At 62.9% G+C, this 15,026-nt stretch carries 12 protein-coding genes; 4 read left to right on the top strand and 8 right to left on the bottom strand.

Annotation, left to right across the window (positions count from 1 at the left end; genetic code table 11):
- Positions 1 to 74: 74 nt before the first annotated feature.
- The 7 genes from PSO31014_RS15885 to cyoA form a co-directional block, all read right to left on the bottom strand.
- Positions 75 to 1,070 carry a serine hydrolase gene (locus tag PSO31014_RS15885; RefSeq protein ID WP_246176683.1) on the bottom strand — a complete coding sequence of 332 codons (996 nt, stop codon included), beginning with the start codon at positions 1,068 to 1,070 and terminating at the stop codon, positions 75 to 77.
- 438 nt (positions 1,071 to 1,508) lie between these two features.
- Positions 1,509 to 3,131: a gamma-glutamyltransferase gene (gene ggt, locus PSO31014_RS15880; protein WP_232424580.1), complete on the bottom strand. Its 1,623-nt coding sequence runs from the start codon at positions 3,129 to 3,131 to the stop codon at positions 1,509 to 1,511.
- Between the two features lie 583 nt (positions 3,132 to 3,714).
- Complete coding sequence (locus PSO31014_RS15875; RefSeq protein ID WP_246176682.1) at positions 3,715 to 4,560, bottom strand: SURF1 family protein; 846 nt, start codon at positions 4,558 to 4,560, stop codon at positions 3,715 to 3,717.
- A gap of 12 nt (positions 4,561 to 4,572) precedes the next feature.
- Positions 4,573 to 4,980 (bottom strand): cytochrome o ubiquinol oxidase subunit IV, encoded by a 408-nt coding sequence (gene cyoD, locus PSO31014_RS15870; RefSeq protein WP_150552482.1) that lies wholly within the window; start codon positions 4,978 to 4,980, stop codon positions 4,573 to 4,575.
- On the bottom strand, positions 4,977 to 5,645 hold the full coding sequence (gene cyoC, locus PSO31014_RS15865; RefSeq protein ID WP_150552481.1) for a cytochrome o ubiquinol oxidase subunit III: 669 nt from the start codon (positions 5,643 to 5,645) through the stop codon (positions 4,977 to 4,979). Before cyoC ends, cyoD begins: the two co-directional genes overlap by 4 nt.
- Positions 5,638 to 7,629 carry a cytochrome o ubiquinol oxidase subunit I gene (gene cyoB / locus PSO31014_RS15860; RefSeq protein ID WP_130025038.1) on the bottom strand — a complete coding sequence of 664 codons (1,992 nt, stop codon included), beginning with the start codon at positions 7,627 to 7,629 and terminating at the stop codon, positions 5,638 to 5,640. The genes cyoC and cyoB overlap by 8 nt, the downstream gene beginning before the upstream one ends.
- A 36-nt stretch (positions 7,630 to 7,665) precedes the next feature.
- On the bottom strand, positions 7,666 to 8,730 hold the full coding sequence (cyoA, locus tag PSO31014_RS15855; RefSeq protein WP_150552480.1) for a ubiquinol oxidase subunit II: 1,065 nt from the start codon (positions 8,728 to 8,730) through the stop codon (positions 7,666 to 7,668).
- Between the two features lie 160 nt (positions 8,731 to 8,890).
- Between cyoA and PSO31014_RS15850 the strand changes: the two genes are divergently transcribed.
- Complete coding sequence (locus tag PSO31014_RS15850; RefSeq protein WP_174976537.1) at positions 8,891 to 10,225, top strand: MFS transporter; 1,335 nt, start codon at positions 8,891 to 8,893, stop codon at positions 10,223 to 10,225.
- A gap of 90 nt (positions 10,226 to 10,315) precedes the next feature.
- On the opposite strand, the gene PSO31014_RS15845 is transcribed toward PSO31014_RS15850, so the two are convergent.
- Complete coding sequence (locus tag PSO31014_RS15845) at positions 10,316 to 11,185, bottom strand: LysR substrate-binding domain-containing protein (RefSeq protein ID WP_150552478.1); 870 nt, start codon at positions 11,183 to 11,185, stop codon at positions 10,316 to 10,318.
- Between the two features lie 152 nt (positions 11,186 to 11,337).
- On the opposite strand from PSO31014_RS15845, the gene PSO31014_RS15840 reads away from it, so the two are divergent.
- From PSO31014_RS15840 to PSO31014_RS15830, 3 genes are read left to right on the top strand one after another with little or no spacing between them, the layout of a single operon-like run.
- The gene (locus PSO31014_RS15840) at positions 11,338 to 12,363 is read left to right on the top strand and encodes an ABC transporter ATP-binding protein (RefSeq protein WP_425494880.1); all 1,026 of its coding nucleotides are present in this window, start codon (positions 11,338 to 11,340) and stop codon (positions 12,361 to 12,363) included.
- The gene (locus PSO31014_RS15835; protein ID WP_150552476.1) at positions 12,360 to 13,457 is read left to right on the top strand and encodes an ABC transporter ATP-binding protein; all 1,098 of its coding nucleotides are present in this window, start codon (positions 12,360 to 12,362) and stop codon (positions 13,455 to 13,457) included. Before PSO31014_RS15840 ends, PSO31014_RS15835 begins: the two co-directional genes overlap by 4 nt.
- A gap of 41 nt (positions 13,458 to 13,498) precedes the next feature.
- Positions 13,499 to 15,001 carry an ABC transporter substrate-binding protein gene (locus PSO31014_RS15830; RefSeq protein ID WP_150552475.1) on the top strand — a complete coding sequence of 501 codons (1,503 nt, stop codon included), beginning with the start codon at positions 13,499 to 13,501 and terminating at the stop codon, positions 14,999 to 15,001.
- Positions 15,002 to 15,026: the final 25 nt, after the last annotated feature.

Genomic DNA, 15,026 nt, shown 5'->3' with positions numbered 1-15,026 from the left:
CGGGCTAGCGAATGTAGTTCAACCACCGGGGCCGTGAGTCTCTAGACACCAGTGGTACGAAAAAACCAGTCAGGTCAGACGCTTGCATCCACTTTCCCGTATCGCACCAGACGGTTCGTATTGACGTACTGTAACTGTCCCTTGCCCGTATTCACCCGTTGCTGATGATCAATCGAATAGCGACGGATCAGTGGATAAGCGTTCGACGCCCGCACCAGGCGCGCCAGTTCGCGCGCCGTCGACACATTGTTCGGTGATAGCCCCGTCGAGTTCGCGAAACGCGTGTTGGGCATGTTCAAGGCGCGTGCCTTGCTATTCATGGCGGAGATGAAGGCAGGACGTCCTCCCGGGTAGTCGCGGCTCAATGCGGCAGCAGCCCGATTTTCCGATGCCATCAACGAGATGTGGAGCATGTCGGCGCGCGAAAGCGTCGAGCCTACCGCCAGGCGTGAATGGCTGTACTTGAGCGTATCGCGATCCGCGTTCGTGACCGTGAGCGGTGCACGCATGGCCGGTCCACTATCAAGCCAGACGACTGCCGTCATCAGCTTCGACAGCGAGGCGATCGGGCGCACTTGATTGGCGTTGAGGGAGAAGAGCGGCGTTTTGGTATTCTCGTCGACAATATAAACGGCACGCGAGAAAAGTCGTTTGCGTGATGCCGGCGTGAAGCCGCACCGTGCGAGCAGGCGCGGTTTGGCAGCAGTGAGGACGCGCGCGGTCACGTTCGTTGCCGCGCCGGCAGCGCGGACCGCTCCCGCTGCTCTCGACGTTCCCGATGCGCTCGACGCTTTCGGGGTCGCATGGTGCCGCGTAGCATTGGCCCGGTGCTTCATCGTAGTCTGCGCCCGACGCGCAGGTTTCGCCGCTTTACGGCCTGCATGGGCCTTTGCTCGATGATGTGCCGATCGGTGGTGCGGCGCACGCGCAGCCGCAGCTTTCCGACGCGCGGGCTTCGATGTCGTCTTTTTGTTTTTCGCCGGTTGGAGGTGGCGCTTGCCATGACCCGAATGATGGCCGGTCACCGCGAGCGCATCGCTGACTGGCAGCCCGGCAACGAGCAGCGTCAATCCAAAGAGCGCCAGGCGAGCGAGCGCGACGGTGCGTGGCGCCAGACGAGGGAACCGGGAGAGACGAGGGCGGCGGGGGAGGCGACGGAGACGAGGCAACGACGAGCTAAACAACGGGTACCACAGGGCGGACATCTTCACGCGGTTCCATAGTCAGAAGATACGGTCGACATGTGCACGCAACAAGGCAACTCGCGGCGGTGGCCACCGCACGCGGTGCAGGCGCAATACACGGGAAACCTGTTGGACGTTACGCGAGCGAGGAGTTCCTGAACGTTCAAACGACGTATTACAAAACGTTACAAATGGCTAACCGTCGGCGTACGAAGCTACAGTGACGAACACGTTCGCAGACGAATCCGCAAATAAAATGAGGCCGCGCGAGCGGCCCCATCAATACCGGCGATCCTAACGTCGTTCGGATCACGCCCCCGTCAATCAATAACCGAGTGCGAGTCCCGTGTTGCGGCGCGGATCGTTTGCGCCATAGTAGCGGTTCTTGCCGATCGGTTTGCCGCCAAGCGACGGCGCGCCCACGAGAATGGCGGCGACGTGGTTCGCCGGTTGCGGACCGGCAAACTTCTGGCCCCAGCTTTCGAGGATTTTCTGCGTGTCGGGGCTCAGGGCGAACCGCTCGATGTTGGTCGCCTCCGGCATCCACTGCTGGTGGAAGCGCGGGGCATCCACGGCTTCTTGCAGATTCATGCCGTAGTCGATGACGTTGAGCATCGTGAGCAGCGTGGCCGTAATGATGCGGCTGCCGCCTGGCGTCCCGACGACCATGACCGGCTTGCCATCCTTCGTGACGATGGTCGGGCTCATCGACGACAACGGACGACGACCCGGGCCGATGGCGTTCGCTTCACCCTGGATCAGGCCATAGAGATTCGGCACGCCCACCTTGGCGGTGAAGTCGTCCATTTCGTCGTTGAGCATGACGCCCGTGCCGTTGGCCATCACCTTTGCACCGAACCAGTCATTGAGCGTGTAGGTAACCGACACCGCGTTGCCGTCGCGATCGATGATCGAGTAGTGCGTGGTGTTGCTGCCTTCATGCGGCGCCACCCCCGGCTTGATCTCCTGTGAGATACCCGCCTTCTGCGGGTTGATGGCCGCGCGGATCTTGGCCGCGTATTGCTTGTCGAGCAGGTGGGCAATCGGGTTCTTCACGAAATCGGGGTCGCCCAGATAGCTGTTGCGGTCGACGTACGCGTGGCGCATCGCCTCGATGGTGTAATGCACCCCCTGCGCCGAGTGATACCCCAGCTCGGTCATCGGGTAGCCTTCGAGAATATTCATGATCTCGCAGATCACCACACCGCCCGAGCTGGGCGGCGGGGCCGAGACCACGTGATAGCCGCGATAGTCGCACTCGACCGGCGCCAGTTCGCGCGTCTTGTATTGATCGAGATCGGCCTGCGTGATGATGCCGCCGCCGGCCTTCATCGACGCCACCAGCTTGTTGGCGACCTCTCCCTTGTAGAAACCGTCGGTGCCCTTGGCACTGATCAGCTTCAACGTACGTGCAAGATCCTTCTGGACCAGGCGTTCGCCCGGCTGGAACGGCTGGCCCTTGTTCAGGAAGATGGCGCCCGAATTGGCGCGGTCGCTCTCGAAATTCTTGGTCGCTGTCCAAAGCATGTCGACGTCGCCCTGATCGAGCACGAAGCCCTTTTCCGCCAGCGTGACGGCGGGTGCAATCAGTTGCGCACGGGTCTTGGTGCCGTACTTTTCACGGGCGTATTCCATACCCGACACGGAGCCGGGCACGCCCACGGCCTGATAGCCCGTGGTCGAGGCGCCCTTGATGACGTTACCGTCCTTGTCGAGATACATGTTGGCCGTCGCGGCGAGCGGGGCCTTCTCGCGGAAATCGAGGAAGGTTTTGCGGCCGTCCGCAAGCTGGATCGTCATGAAACCGCCGCCGCCGAGATTCCCGGCTGCCGGATACACCACGGCGAGCGCATATCCCACGGCTACCGCCGCGTCGACGGCATTGCCACCGGCCTTGAGCACGTCCACACCGACCTTCGACGCGAGATGCTGGGCGGTGACCACCATGCCGTTCTCGGCACCAACCGGTGCCTGCGAGGCCGCGTGAACGCTGAACAGCGCACAGCTCAGCGCTGTCGCCAGAAACGCTTTGGATAACGTTGGGTTTTTCATCGTCTTTAAGTGTTCTTGTTTGAGCGAGATAGGGGGAAGTTTCAACTTCGCTGGCGACGGACGCACGACCAGCAGCTCGCCCGCGCGCCGTACCTGAAGCCGGCACGGTTGCGGGGTGACGTCTGTGCTGCCTCTGTTTCGGCATGCGTAACGGTTCCGTCGACCATGGAACGTTAACGCATATCGGCTAATTAGGGAATGATGTCTTACACGTCCGCGTGACGGGCCGCATTGCGAGATCGAGTGGCTCTGGACATTCCGAGGAAGTACTCGCTTGCCTCTGCCGACAAGCGTTTGTTGCTATATGGGGTCAGATGAAGGTGTGCGATCGCCGCGTGAATCGAGGCAGATCGGCAGGCGGAACCGGTTGAAACGATGAGATTCCGCCTGGCAATTGTTGCGCTGTCACCACGTTGTCATGAACGTGATTTCTGAGGGGGGCTGACACGCGAGCGCATCCCGGCCGAAGGGCGTTCGATTAGCCGCGCTTGCGGAGTTCGAGCCGGATGACGAACCCGCCGGCCACGGCCGACATGATCGCCAGCGCGTACCACGTCAGCAGATAGCTCATGTGATTGTTCGGGAACTGCACCACGGTGAGCCCGCCCACGGGGTAGTCACGTGCCGGTGCCTGGCCGGTCACGGCTTCCGCATCGCCGCCGACGAGCGCGCGGCTTGCATCGGCGCCTGGCTTGCCGTCGGCATCGACGAAGAAGGGCGCCACATCGGCGCCCGTCAGTCCGCGCGCGGTCGCGATGGCCGCGACGTCGCGCGAGTACCAGAGATTTTCCGACGGCGCATTCTTGCGAAGGAATCCACCGCCCGGTTCGGGCATGCGCAGCAGACCGGTGACGGTGACCTCACCCGCCGGGGAGGCCGGCACGGATTCCTTCCAGCCCGGCGGGACAAAGCCGCGGTTGATCAGCACTTCGCCGCCATCTGCCGTGCGCAACGGCGTGAGCACCCAGAACCCGCCGCCCAGATCAGTGACGGCTTGCACGAGCGTGTCCTTGTCGAACTGGTACGTGCCGCTGAGCGAAACGTGGCGATACTCATCCGCGGCCGCGTTGACCGAGGCCCACTGGCCACGCCGGGGCGCCGGGGTGGGCGGCGCGTGCACGCGCGAATTCACACGCTCGATCAGATCGAGCTTCCAGGCGCGGCGATGAAGCTGCCAGGTCCCGAGCGAGACGAAGACGCTGACCAGCACCAACGTGATAACGCCAAGGATGATCAGTCGAAGGGAAGACGGGCGGGCGGACGCACCCGAAGTGCGCGGGGGACGCTGTGCGCCCCCCGAGTCATGAAGTCGATTGCTGCTCAAGGGAAGTGCCGTTCAAGGGAGGTTTTTCGTATCCTGCATCATACCCGCCATCATGTTCTGGTTCAGGTGATACATCACCCATAGCGAACCCGACAGCGTGATCACGACCAGCACGATCGTGAAAATCAGCGACAACAGGTTCCAGCCGCCTTCGGAGCGCCCGTTCATGTGCAGGAAGTAGATCATGTGCACGATGATCTGAATGGCGCCCAGAAACAGGATCATGATCGCGGTGGTACTCGATTTCTCGAATACACCGCCCATCACGAACCAGAAGGGAATGGCGGTGAGGATGACCGACAGGATGAAGCCGGTCGCATACCCGCGCAAGGTGCTGTGCGGTCCTTCGTCGCCATGGTCGTGATCGTGGTCGTGGCCGTGCCCGTCGGCATTTTGCAGGGTCGAGTCGTGGGTGCTCACGGCAGCACTCCCATCAGATAGACAAACGTGAAGACGCCGATCCAGACCACGTCGAGAAAGTGCCAAAACATTGACAGGCACATGAGCCGGCGGCGGTTGGGCGCGGTGAGGCCATGCTTGCCGACCTGCACCATCAGGGTGATGAGCCAGACGATGCCGAACGTGACGTGCAGCCCGTGGGTGCTCACCAGCGTGAAGAACGAAGACAGGAACGCGCTGCGCCAGGGGCCCGCCCCCTCGTGAATGAGGTTCGCGAACTCGTAGAGTTCCAGCGAGAGAAACGCCGCGCCGAGAATGCCGGTGACCGCGAGCCAGCCGAGCACCGCGCCCTGGCGCCGCCGCTGCATCTCGATCATCGCAAAGCCATAGGTGATCGACGAGAGCAGCAGGAAGGTCGTATTCACCGCCACGAGCGGCAGTTCGAACAACTCCGCGCCGGTCGGCCCGCCTGCGTAGTTGCGCCCGAGTACGCCATACGCCGCAAACAGGCAGGCGAAGACGAGACAGTCGCTCATCAGGTAGACCCAGAAGCCGAGCAGCGTCCCGTTGGGCGGGTGGTAGTCGCTCGTCATCATGAACTTCAACTCGCCGTCGTGCGGCGCGCTGGGCGTGTGGGCCCCGAGCGGGGCGCCACCGGCCGGGAAGGGTGCCGTCGTATCAGACATGCTGCGCGAGCAGGCGCGTGCGCGCTGCCTCCGTTTGTTCGACCTGATCGGCCGGGATGTAGTACTCGCGGTGGTAGTTGAACGTGTGGCCGATGGCGGTCGCCAGCAGCGCCACGAACGCCACGATCACCACCAGCCACATATGCCAGATGAGCCCAAAGCCGCACACCGTCGCAAGCCCCGCGAGGATGATGCCCGCGCCCGTGTTCTTCGGCATGTGGATCGGGATGAAGTCGTTCTCCGGACGCTTGAAGCCGTGCTGCTTCATCTGCCACCATGCGTCGTTGTCGTGAATGATCGGCGTGAAGGCGAAGTTGTAGGCCGGCGGGGGGGACGACGTCGACCATTCCAGTGTGCGGCCATTCCACGGGTCGCCCGTGTCGTCACGCAGTTGCTCGCGGCGTATGAAGCTCACGACGAGCTGGACGATGAAGCATCCAATGCCGATGGCGATGAGCAGTGCCCCCACGGCGGCGATCTGGAACCAGATTTGCAACGACATGTCGTCGAAGTGACTCACGCGACGGGTCACGCCCATCAGGCCCAGCAGGTACAGCGGCATGAAGGCGACGTAGAAGCCAATGAACCAGAACCAGAACGAGCACTTGCCCCAGAACGGATCGAGCCGGTAGCCGAAGGCCTTGGGGAACCAGTAGGTGATTGCCGCCATGACCCCGAAGATCACGCCGCCGATGATCACGTTGTGGAAGTGCGCGATCAGGAACAGGCCGTTATGCAGCGAGAAGTCGGCCGGCGGCACGGCGAGCAGCACGCCGGTCATGCCGCCGATAACGAACGTCACCATGAAGCCGACGGTCCACAGCATGGGCACTTCGAAGTGGATGCGCCCGCGATACATGGTGAACAGCCAGTTGAAAATCTTCGCGCCGGTCGGTATCGAGATGATCATCGTCGTGATGCCGAAGAACGAGTTCACACTCGCGCCGGAACCCATCGTGAAGAAATGGTGCAGCCACACGAGGTACGACAGCACCGTGATCACGACCGTCGCATAGACCATCGACGCGTAGCCGAACAGGCGCTTGCCGGAGAACGTGGCGACCACCTCGGAGAACACGCCGAACACGGGCAGCACGAGAATGTAGACCTCGGGGTGGCCCCAGATCCAGATCAGGTTCACGTACATCATGGCGTTGCCGCCGAGATCGTTCGTGAAGAAGTTGGTGCCGGCGTAGCGATCCAGCGCCAGCAGCGCGAGCACGGCGGTCAGCACCGGGAAGGCAGCCACGATCAGCACATTCGTGCACAGCGAGGTCCATGTGAAGACCGGCATGCGCATCATCGTCATGCCGGGGGCGCGCATCTTCACGATGGTCACGAGCAGATTGATCCCCGAGAGCAGGGTGCCGATCCCGGCGATCTGCAGCGCCCAGATGTAGTAATCGACCCCGACGTTAGGGCTCTGCAGGATGCCCGATAACGGCGGGTAAGCCAGCCATCCGGTGCCTGCGAATTCGCCGACGAAGAGCGAGAGCATCACGAGCATGGCCCCGCTCGTCGTCATCCAGAAGCTGAAGTTGTTGAGGAACGGGAACGCCACGTCGCGCGCGCCGATCTGCAGCGGCACCACGAAGTTCATGAGGCCGGTCACCAGCGGCATTGCCACGAAGAAGATCATGATCACGCCGTGCGCGGTGAAGATCTGATCGTAGTGGTGTGGCGGCAGATACCCCATGTTGTCGCCAAACGAGATCGCCTGCTGCATGCGCATCATCGCGGCGTCGGCAAAGCCGCGCAGCAGCATGACGATGCCCAGGATCACATACATGATGCCGATCTTCTTGTGATCGATGCTCGTGAACCACTCGCGCCACAAGTATCCCCACAACTTGAAGTAGGTGATGGCGCCCAGTACGACGATGCCTCCGAACGCTACCCCGGCAAAGGTGGCAACGAGAATCGGTTCGTGGTACGGGATCGCCTCGAGCGTGAGGCGGCCGAAGATCAACTTGACGATGTCCATAAGCTCGAGCCTGGGATCAATCGCGCACGAGGCGCATCATTGTCGACGGTTGGGCGCGGTGTGCGTCACTGCGTAAGTCCCTCGCCGGGGGGCTTGCCGAGTGTCGGACGCGAACTGCATGGTGTTTTGCGCCGTGCACATCGCGTCGGCCAGCAACGACTCGGACGTGCCGGTCCGCGCTCGGCTGGCGCGCGGATGATTGGGCTGATCCATCATGTCCTTCAGACAGGTCTGCCCGGGTTGCACGCAGCGGTTCAGAATCGCGTCATAAAGATTGGGCGCCACGTCGCCGTAATAGTGGACGGGCACCCATTCGCTCGGCTGGGAGAGGGCTTCGTACTTGTCGCGCGTGAGGTTGTCGCCGCGAGCCTTGACCTGTTTGACCCACGCGTCGAAACCGTCTGCCGACAGTCCGTGAAACTTGAAGCGCATGCCCGAGAAGCCGGCGCCGCTGAAGTTCGCCGAGAATCCGTCATAGATCCCGGGCTTGTTGATGACCGCATGCAGCTTCGTTTCCATGCCCGGCATCGCGTAGATCTGTCCGGCCAGGGCAGGCACGAAGAACGAATTCATCATCGTCGTCGATGTGATCTCGAAGCGGATCGGCCGATCGACGGGGGCGGCCAGCTCGTTGACGGTCGCAATGCCCTGATCGGGATAGAAGAACAGCCACTTCCAGTCCATGGCCACCACTTGTACCCTGAGCGGACGCGTGTCGGGCGGGATCTCGCGTTTGGCGTCGATGCGCTCGAGCGGCCGGTAGGGGTCCAGCTTGTGCGTGCTGACCCAGGTGAGCGCGCCCAACGCGATGATGATCAGCAGCGGCGCGGCCCAGATCAGCAGTTCGAGCAGCGTCGAGTGATCCCATTCGGGCGTGTAGATGGCTCGCTTGTTCGACGCTCGGTAACGCCATGCGAAGACCAGTGTCAGCACGATCACCGGAACGATGATCAGCAACATCAGGACAGTGGAAATGATGATGATGTCCCGCTGCCTTACCGCAAGATCGCCCGAGGGCGACATCAATACGGTATTGCAACCGGACAGCAACGCGGTGGCGGGGAGCAAAAATACCCCGCGAAGGCACTTGGGGGAAGTCATGCTGCGATCGATGGAACCGTAGCCTTAGACCGGGTTCATCATGGACTCCCCTCCATGATGCGGCAATTTAGGGTAAACCCTATGGCGTCGATTCGCGATACCTGCGATGCTCTTCTGGCACGAGTGTCATGGTCATCCCGATCCGCAAGGGGGTCCGATAATGTCAAGCAGTGCTCATCAATCGCCGACGCCACCCGGGGTGACTGCCGCATCGACAGCGCACGATCACGGGAGCAAGTCGCGCATTGCGCCCGAGGAAATCGCGGTCGGCGTGGTGGTCGGACGCACCTCCGAGTACTTCGACTTCTTCGTGTTCGGCATTGCCGCCGTCCTCGTCTTCCCCCACGTTTTCTTCCCGTTCGCCGACGGCCTGCACGGCCTGTTGTACGCGTTCGCGATCTTCTCCCTCGCGTTTATTTCGCGCCCGTTCGGTACCGCGCTGTTCATGAACGTGCAGCGCCGCTGGGGGCGCAGTGTCAAGCTCACTGCCGCGCTGTTCGTGCTCGGCACGGCGACAGCCGGCATGGCGTTCCTGCCGGGCTATGCGGTGCTGGGGGACCGCGCCATCTGGCTGCTCGCGTTCTTCCGGCTCGTGCAGGGCATCGGCTTCGGCGGTTCGTGGGACGGACTGCCGTCGCTGCTCGCGATGAACGCCCCGCCTCAGCGGCGCGGCTGGTATTCGATGATGGGGCAACTGGGCGCGCCGATCGGCTTCATCATCGCGGCCTCGCTGTTCCTGTTCCTGCACTCGAGCCTCGAGTCCGACGATTTTCTCACGTGGGGCTGGCGCTATCCGTTCTATGTAGCGTTCGCCGTGAACGTGGTGGCGCTGTTCGCTCGGCTGCGTCTGGTGGTGACGCACGAATATACGGAGATGCTTGAAGAGGGCCAACTGGAGCCGATCAGCACGCGCGAGATGGTGCGCTCGCAGGGCTACAACATCTTTCTCGGCGCCTTCGCCGCACTCGCGAGCTATGCGCTCTTTCACCTGGTGACGGTGTTCCCGCTGTCGTGGATCGCGCTGAAAAACAGCCAGGATCTGAACAATGTGCTGATCGTGCAACTGTGCGGCGCGGCGATCGCCATCGTGTGCACGGTCATTTCCGGGCGCATTGCCGACCGCATCGGCCGACGCACCACGCTGGGCCTCTTCGCCATCTTTATAGGCATATTCGCACTCTTCGCCCCGTTCCTGATGGGCGGGGGCTCGACGCAGCAAGACATTTTCATCCTGGTCGGCTTCGCCCTGCTCGGATTGTCGTACGGGCAGGCGGCGGGCACGGTGACGTCGAACTTCGAGCAACGCTTCCGCTACACCGGGGCGGCGCTGACGACTGACTTCGCGTGGCTGTTCGGCGCGGCCTTCGCACCGCTCGTGGCACTGGGATTGTCGTCCGAGTTCGGGCTGATCGCCGTGAGTGCCTATCTGCTCTCCGGCACTGTCTGCACGCTGCTGGCACTGCGCATCAACAAGGCCTTCGAGACGCGCGATTGATCGCATGCGCGGCTGCAGACTTCTCGTTTCCAGTGACGGCGCGACAGGATTCGCGCCGTTTTTCTATCGTGGCGTCGTCGCCGCATCCACTCACACGTCGTGCAACATGCCGGCGATGGCTGCCGTAATTTCGTGCGTGCGCGAGTCGTGCTCGCGATGAATCATGCCGACCGTGCGCAGCAGTGGCGGATCGGCAATCGGCACGATGCGCAACAACGGGTCGGACTGCCAATCGCCGCGATGCAGTTGCGGCAGCACCGATACGCCGACGTTCTTGCGCACGAGCGCGACGATCGTCTCGATGGAGTTCAGTTCCAGATATTCGGTCACACCGAGTTTCGCCGCGCGTAACGCCTGCTCCACCACCATGCCGGTGCGAACGCGCCGGTCGAAGCGCAAAAACGCGTGCTCGTCGAGAATGCGCTGCGGGTCGGTTTCGGTGACGTCGCGATTCACGACCATGATCATCGGCTCGGTGTAGAGCGGGGTCCACACCAGGCCGTCGACGCGGGCATCGTCGGCGCGCGCGACCACGGCGGCGATGTCGACCTCGCCCTGTTCGACGAGATCGGTCAGTTCGTCCGAGCGTGCCGACGTGAGCCGCACATCGAGCCGTGGGTGCGCGGTCTTGAGTTCCGCGACAGCCATCGACAGTGCGCCAATGACCGACACCACGGCGCCGATGGTGACCGGGCCCTGCATGGCGCCGGCGGAGGTGGCGCTCAGCTCGGCGGTGAGCGCCAGGATCTGCTCGACGCGCGGAAACAAGTCGCGTCCCTGACGCGTGAGCGTGATCTGCCGGCCGCGCCGATCGAACAGCCGCTGACCGACGGCATCTTCGAGACCGCGCATTTGCAGACTGACGGCCGCCTGCGTCAGCGCGGCACGCTCGGCGGCCGCCGCAAACGAGCCGGTTTGTGCCACCAGCCGGAACGTCTTCAACATGCGCAACGTAAGCATCGAGAGGTTAAGAATAATTTACGTTTGAAAAAGAAATATTAATATTTCTTTTGCGTGCGTGGAAGACATAATCGTGTCACGCACATCCCTCGCGACCGGCTTTCCGGAACCGGGGCAAGACGATTGATGACCCCTACAACGCGCCCATGACCATGCCCGCAGACGCTGGGCCGGTGCTTGATGTCACCGGACTGTCGCTGAAGTTCTCGAAAGCGCCCGACGCGCCGAATCTGATCGATGGCGTCTCGTTTGCCGTGTATCCCGGCAAGACGCTGTGCCTCGTCGGCGAATCGGGATGCGGCAAGAGCGTGACGTCGCTCGCCCTCATGGGGTTGTTGCCGAGTCCGCCCGCCAATGTCGTGGCGGGGCGCGCGATGTTCGAAGGCCGGGATCTGCTGACGTTGGGGGAGCGCGACTTTGCCGACCTGCGCGGCAATCGTCTCGCGATGATATTTCAGGAGCCGATGACCTCGCTGAATCCGTCGTTCACCATCGGTCATCAGATCGAGGAGGGCATTCGGCGCCATCGCGGTCTGGATCGCCGCGCCGCGCGCGCCGAGGCGCTCGAAATGCTCAAGCGGGTGCGCATCCCCGCACCGGAGACCCGACTCGACAACTATCCGCACGAACTGTCCGGCGGCATGCGTCAGCGCGTAATGATTGCGATGGCGCTTGCCAACCGGCCCGCGCTGCTGATTGCCGACGAACCGACCACCGCGCTCGACGTGACGATTCAGGCGCAGGTACTCACGCTCATTCAAACCTTGCAGCGCGAAACCGGCACCGCCGTCGTGCTCATCACGCACGACCTGGGCGTGGTCGCTGAAGTCGCCGACGATGTCGCGGTGATGTACGCGGGGCGCATCGTCGAATACGGCTCGGTGAACGAGATCTTCGATGATCCGCAGCATCCCTACACCATCGGCCTGATGGGGGCGATTCCGTCGATCGGCAAACGCGAGGGCACGCTCGCGACCATCCGTGGCGCGGTGCCTTCACCGGAACGCATGCCTGCCGGTTGCCGCTTTGCGCCGCGCTGCCCGTTTGCCGAAGCCCGCTGCACGCAGGAAGCCCCAGTCGAGCGCACGTTGTCCGGCAAGCATCGCGTGGCCTGCTGGCTGGCACCGGTGGAGGCCCTGACACCGCCCGCATTCCCGATGGAAGAGGTTGCCGTATGAACGCCCCCGCCCCTGTGCACCCGCTGTTGGACGTGCGCGACCTGACCAAGCACTTCGGCGGTCATCGCGTCGGCTTCTCTCGTGCGCCCACGGTGTATGCGGTCAACGGCGTGTCGTTTTCCGTGCAGGCGGGAGAGACGTTCGCGATCGTGGGCGAGTCCGGTTGCGGAAAATCCACGCTGGGGCGGCTGTTGTTGCGCTTGCTCGATGCCACGCGCGGCGAAGTGCGCTATCAGGGCGAGGACATCATGACGTTGGGTGCGAGCGCCATGCGGCGTCTTCGGCGCGAACTTCAGATCATCTTCCAGGACCCGTTCGCGTCGCTCAATCCGAGCATGACCGTGGGGGGACTGATCGGCGAACCGATCGCATTGCACGGCCTCGCCCGTGGGCGTGCCCGGGACGAACGCGTGGCCGAACTGCTGCGCACCGTCGGCCTGCAACCCGATTACGCACAACGCTTTCCGCATGAGTTCTCCGGCGGTCAGCGACAGCGCATCGGCATTGCGCGGGCCTTGGCGGGGGAGCCTCGGGTGATCGTTGGCGACGAGCCGGTCTCGGCGCTCGACGTTTCCGTGCAAGCCCAGGTCATCAATCTGCTCGAACGCCTCAAGCACGACTTCGGCCTGACGCTCATCATGGTCGCCCACGATCTGGCGGTGATTCGCCACATGAGTGATCGCGTGGCGGTGATGTACCTCGGGGAGATTGTCGAGCTGGCCAGCGCGGACGCGCTCTTCGACACGCCGCTGCACCCTTACACGCAGGCGCTTCTGCAAGCAATCCCGGCGAGCGATCCGCACCTGCGGCGCGAACGCGCGCCACTCGGCGGCGAATTGCCCAGCCCGACCGCGCCGCCGCCTGGGTGCCGCTTCCATCCGCGTTGCCCGCATGCACGCGCCGCGTGCCGCGAGCACAAGCCGGTCGACGAAGTGCTGCCCGACGGCCGGCAAGTCGCCTGTCATTTCTGGCGAGAGATTCAGAACGCTGGGGCCAGTCCGGCGCGCGCCGCGGCGCCGAGCGATGCGCTGAGCGCGCGACTTGCGCTGTATCGTGCGCGCCAAGCCCAGGCCGATGCGGCCGTCGGCAGATAACAACACTTTCTCCTCACTCACATCCACAAGGGATCTCACGCATGCGTAAAGTTCTGCTCGATCTTGTACTGGCGGCGTCGTTGACGACCGGCGCAGCCGCCGCGATGGCGCAATCGACGCTTCGCATTGGCTTGCAGGAGGACATCGGCTCGCTCGATCCCGCGCGCAGTTCGCAGGTCGTCGACCGCATGGTGCTGCGCTCGCTGTGCAGCTCGTTGGTCGATATCAGTACCGATCTGAAGTTCGTGCCGATGCTCGCCACCTCGTGGAGTGTGAGTGCCGACGGCAAGACTTGGACATTCAAGCTGCGTCAGGGCGTGAAGTTCCACGACGACGAGCCGTTCAACGCCCGCGCCGTCAAGGCGAATCTGGACCGCGCGCGCAGTCTGCCTGCGAGCAATCGCAAGAGCGAGCTGTCGTCCATCGATCATGTCGACGCCGTGGACGACAGCACCGTCAACATCGTGCTCAAAGCGCCGGATTCCGCGCTGCTCGCCACGCTGTCCGATCGCGCTGGCATGATGCTCGCGCCCAAGACCCTGAGCGACGATGCCGCCGTGCAGTCCCACCCCGTGTGCTCAGGTCCGTACAAGTTCGTGCAACGTGTGCAGAACGATCGCGTGGTGCTGGAGAAATTCCCGGGCTACTGGGAAGCGGACAAGTATCCGATCCAGAAGGTCGTTTTCCTGCCGATTCCCGACACGACGGTGCGCCTGGCCAACGTGCGCTCGGGATCGCTCGACATGCTTGAACGCCTCGCGCCGTCGGATGTGGCCTCGGTCAAGCGCGATGCGAACCTGAAGTTCGTCTCCATCGACGGGTTGGGTTACTACGGCCTGACGTTCAATGTGGCGGCGAATGCGCCCAAGGCATTGCGCGACAAGCGCGTGCGTCAGGCGTTCGATCTGGCCATCGATCGCGACGCCATCAACAAGGTGATCGGCGGCGGCATATTCACCCCGGCCAATCAGGCATTGCCGCGCACGGGACAGTACTACGACGCGTCGATCAAGACGACCAAGCGCGACGTTGCCAAGGCAAAAGCGTTGCTGAAAGCGGCGGGCTTCGAGAAGGTCGACGTGACGCTGAGCTTCGGCAATAACACGGTCTCCAATCAGATGGCGCAGATGCTGCAGGCGATGCTCGCCGAGGCGGGCATTCAACTGAAATTGCGGCCGATGGATTACGCGGCGGCGCTCGACGCCGCCCATCGCGGCGACTTCGACGTGCTCTACAACGGCTGGTCGGGACGCGTGGATCCGGACGGCAACCTGCATCAGTTCGTCACGTGCAAGGGCAACCTGAACTACGGGCAGTACTGCAATGCCGATGTCGACAAGCTGCTCAACGAGGCGCGCGTGAAATCCAGCGTGGCGGAGCGCAAGCCGCTCTATGACGCCGCCGACAAGATCCTGTCCGAAGAGAATCCCATCCTTTATCTGTACGTGCAGCCGTGGCCGTACGTGCTTACCAAAAAGGTGCAGGGATTCGTTGCCTATCCGGACGGACTGATTCGTCTGCGTGGCGTGAGCCTCAAGGGATAATCCGGGACCGCCCGGCATTACCAGG

The organism is Pandoraea soli (assembly GCF_902459595.1).
In the GTDB taxonomy this organism is placed as follows: domain Bacteria; phylum Pseudomonadota; class Gammaproteobacteria; order Burkholderiales; family Burkholderiaceae; genus Pandoraea; species Pandoraea cepalis.
The sequence above is the reverse complement of the archived record's forward strand: the minus strand, read 5'-3'. Positions and strand labels throughout refer to the sequence as shown.

Coding starts and splice junctions, on each gene's coding strand:
- PSO31014_RS15830 (WP_150552475.1), top strand. CDS start 13,499: ATGCGTAAAGTTCTGCTCGATCTTGTACTGGCGGCGTCGTTGACGACC.
- cyoA (WP_150552480.1), bottom strand. CDS start 8,730: ATGACTTCCCCCAAGTGCCTTCGCGGGGTATTTTTGCTCCCCGCCACC.
- PSO31014_RS15845 (WP_150552478.1), bottom strand. CDS start 11,185: ATGCTTACGTTGCGCATGTTGAAGACGTTCCGGCTGGTGGCACAAACC.
- PSO31014_RS15840 (WP_425494880.1), top strand. CDS start 11,338: ATGCCCGCAGACGCTGGGCCGGTGCTTGATGTCACCGGACTGTCGCTG.
- PSO31014_RS15835 (WP_150552476.1), top strand. CDS start 12,360: ATGAACGCCCCCGCCCCTGTGCACCCGCTGTTGGACGTGCGCGACCTG.
- cyoC (WP_150552481.1), bottom strand. CDS start 5,645: ATGTCTGATACGACGGCACCCTTCCCGGCCGGTGGCGCCCCGCTCGGG.
- ggt (WP_232424580.1), bottom strand. CDS start 3,131: ATGGTGGTCACCGCCCAGCATCTCGCGTCGAAGGTCGGTGTGGACGTG.
- cyoB (WP_130025038.1), bottom strand. CDS start 7,629: ATGGACATCGTCAAGTTGATCTTCGGCCGCCTCACGCTCGAGGCGATC.
- PSO31014_RS15850 (WP_174976537.1), top strand. CDS start 8,891: ATGTCAAGCAGTGCTCATCAATCGCCGACGCCACCCGGGGTGACTGCC.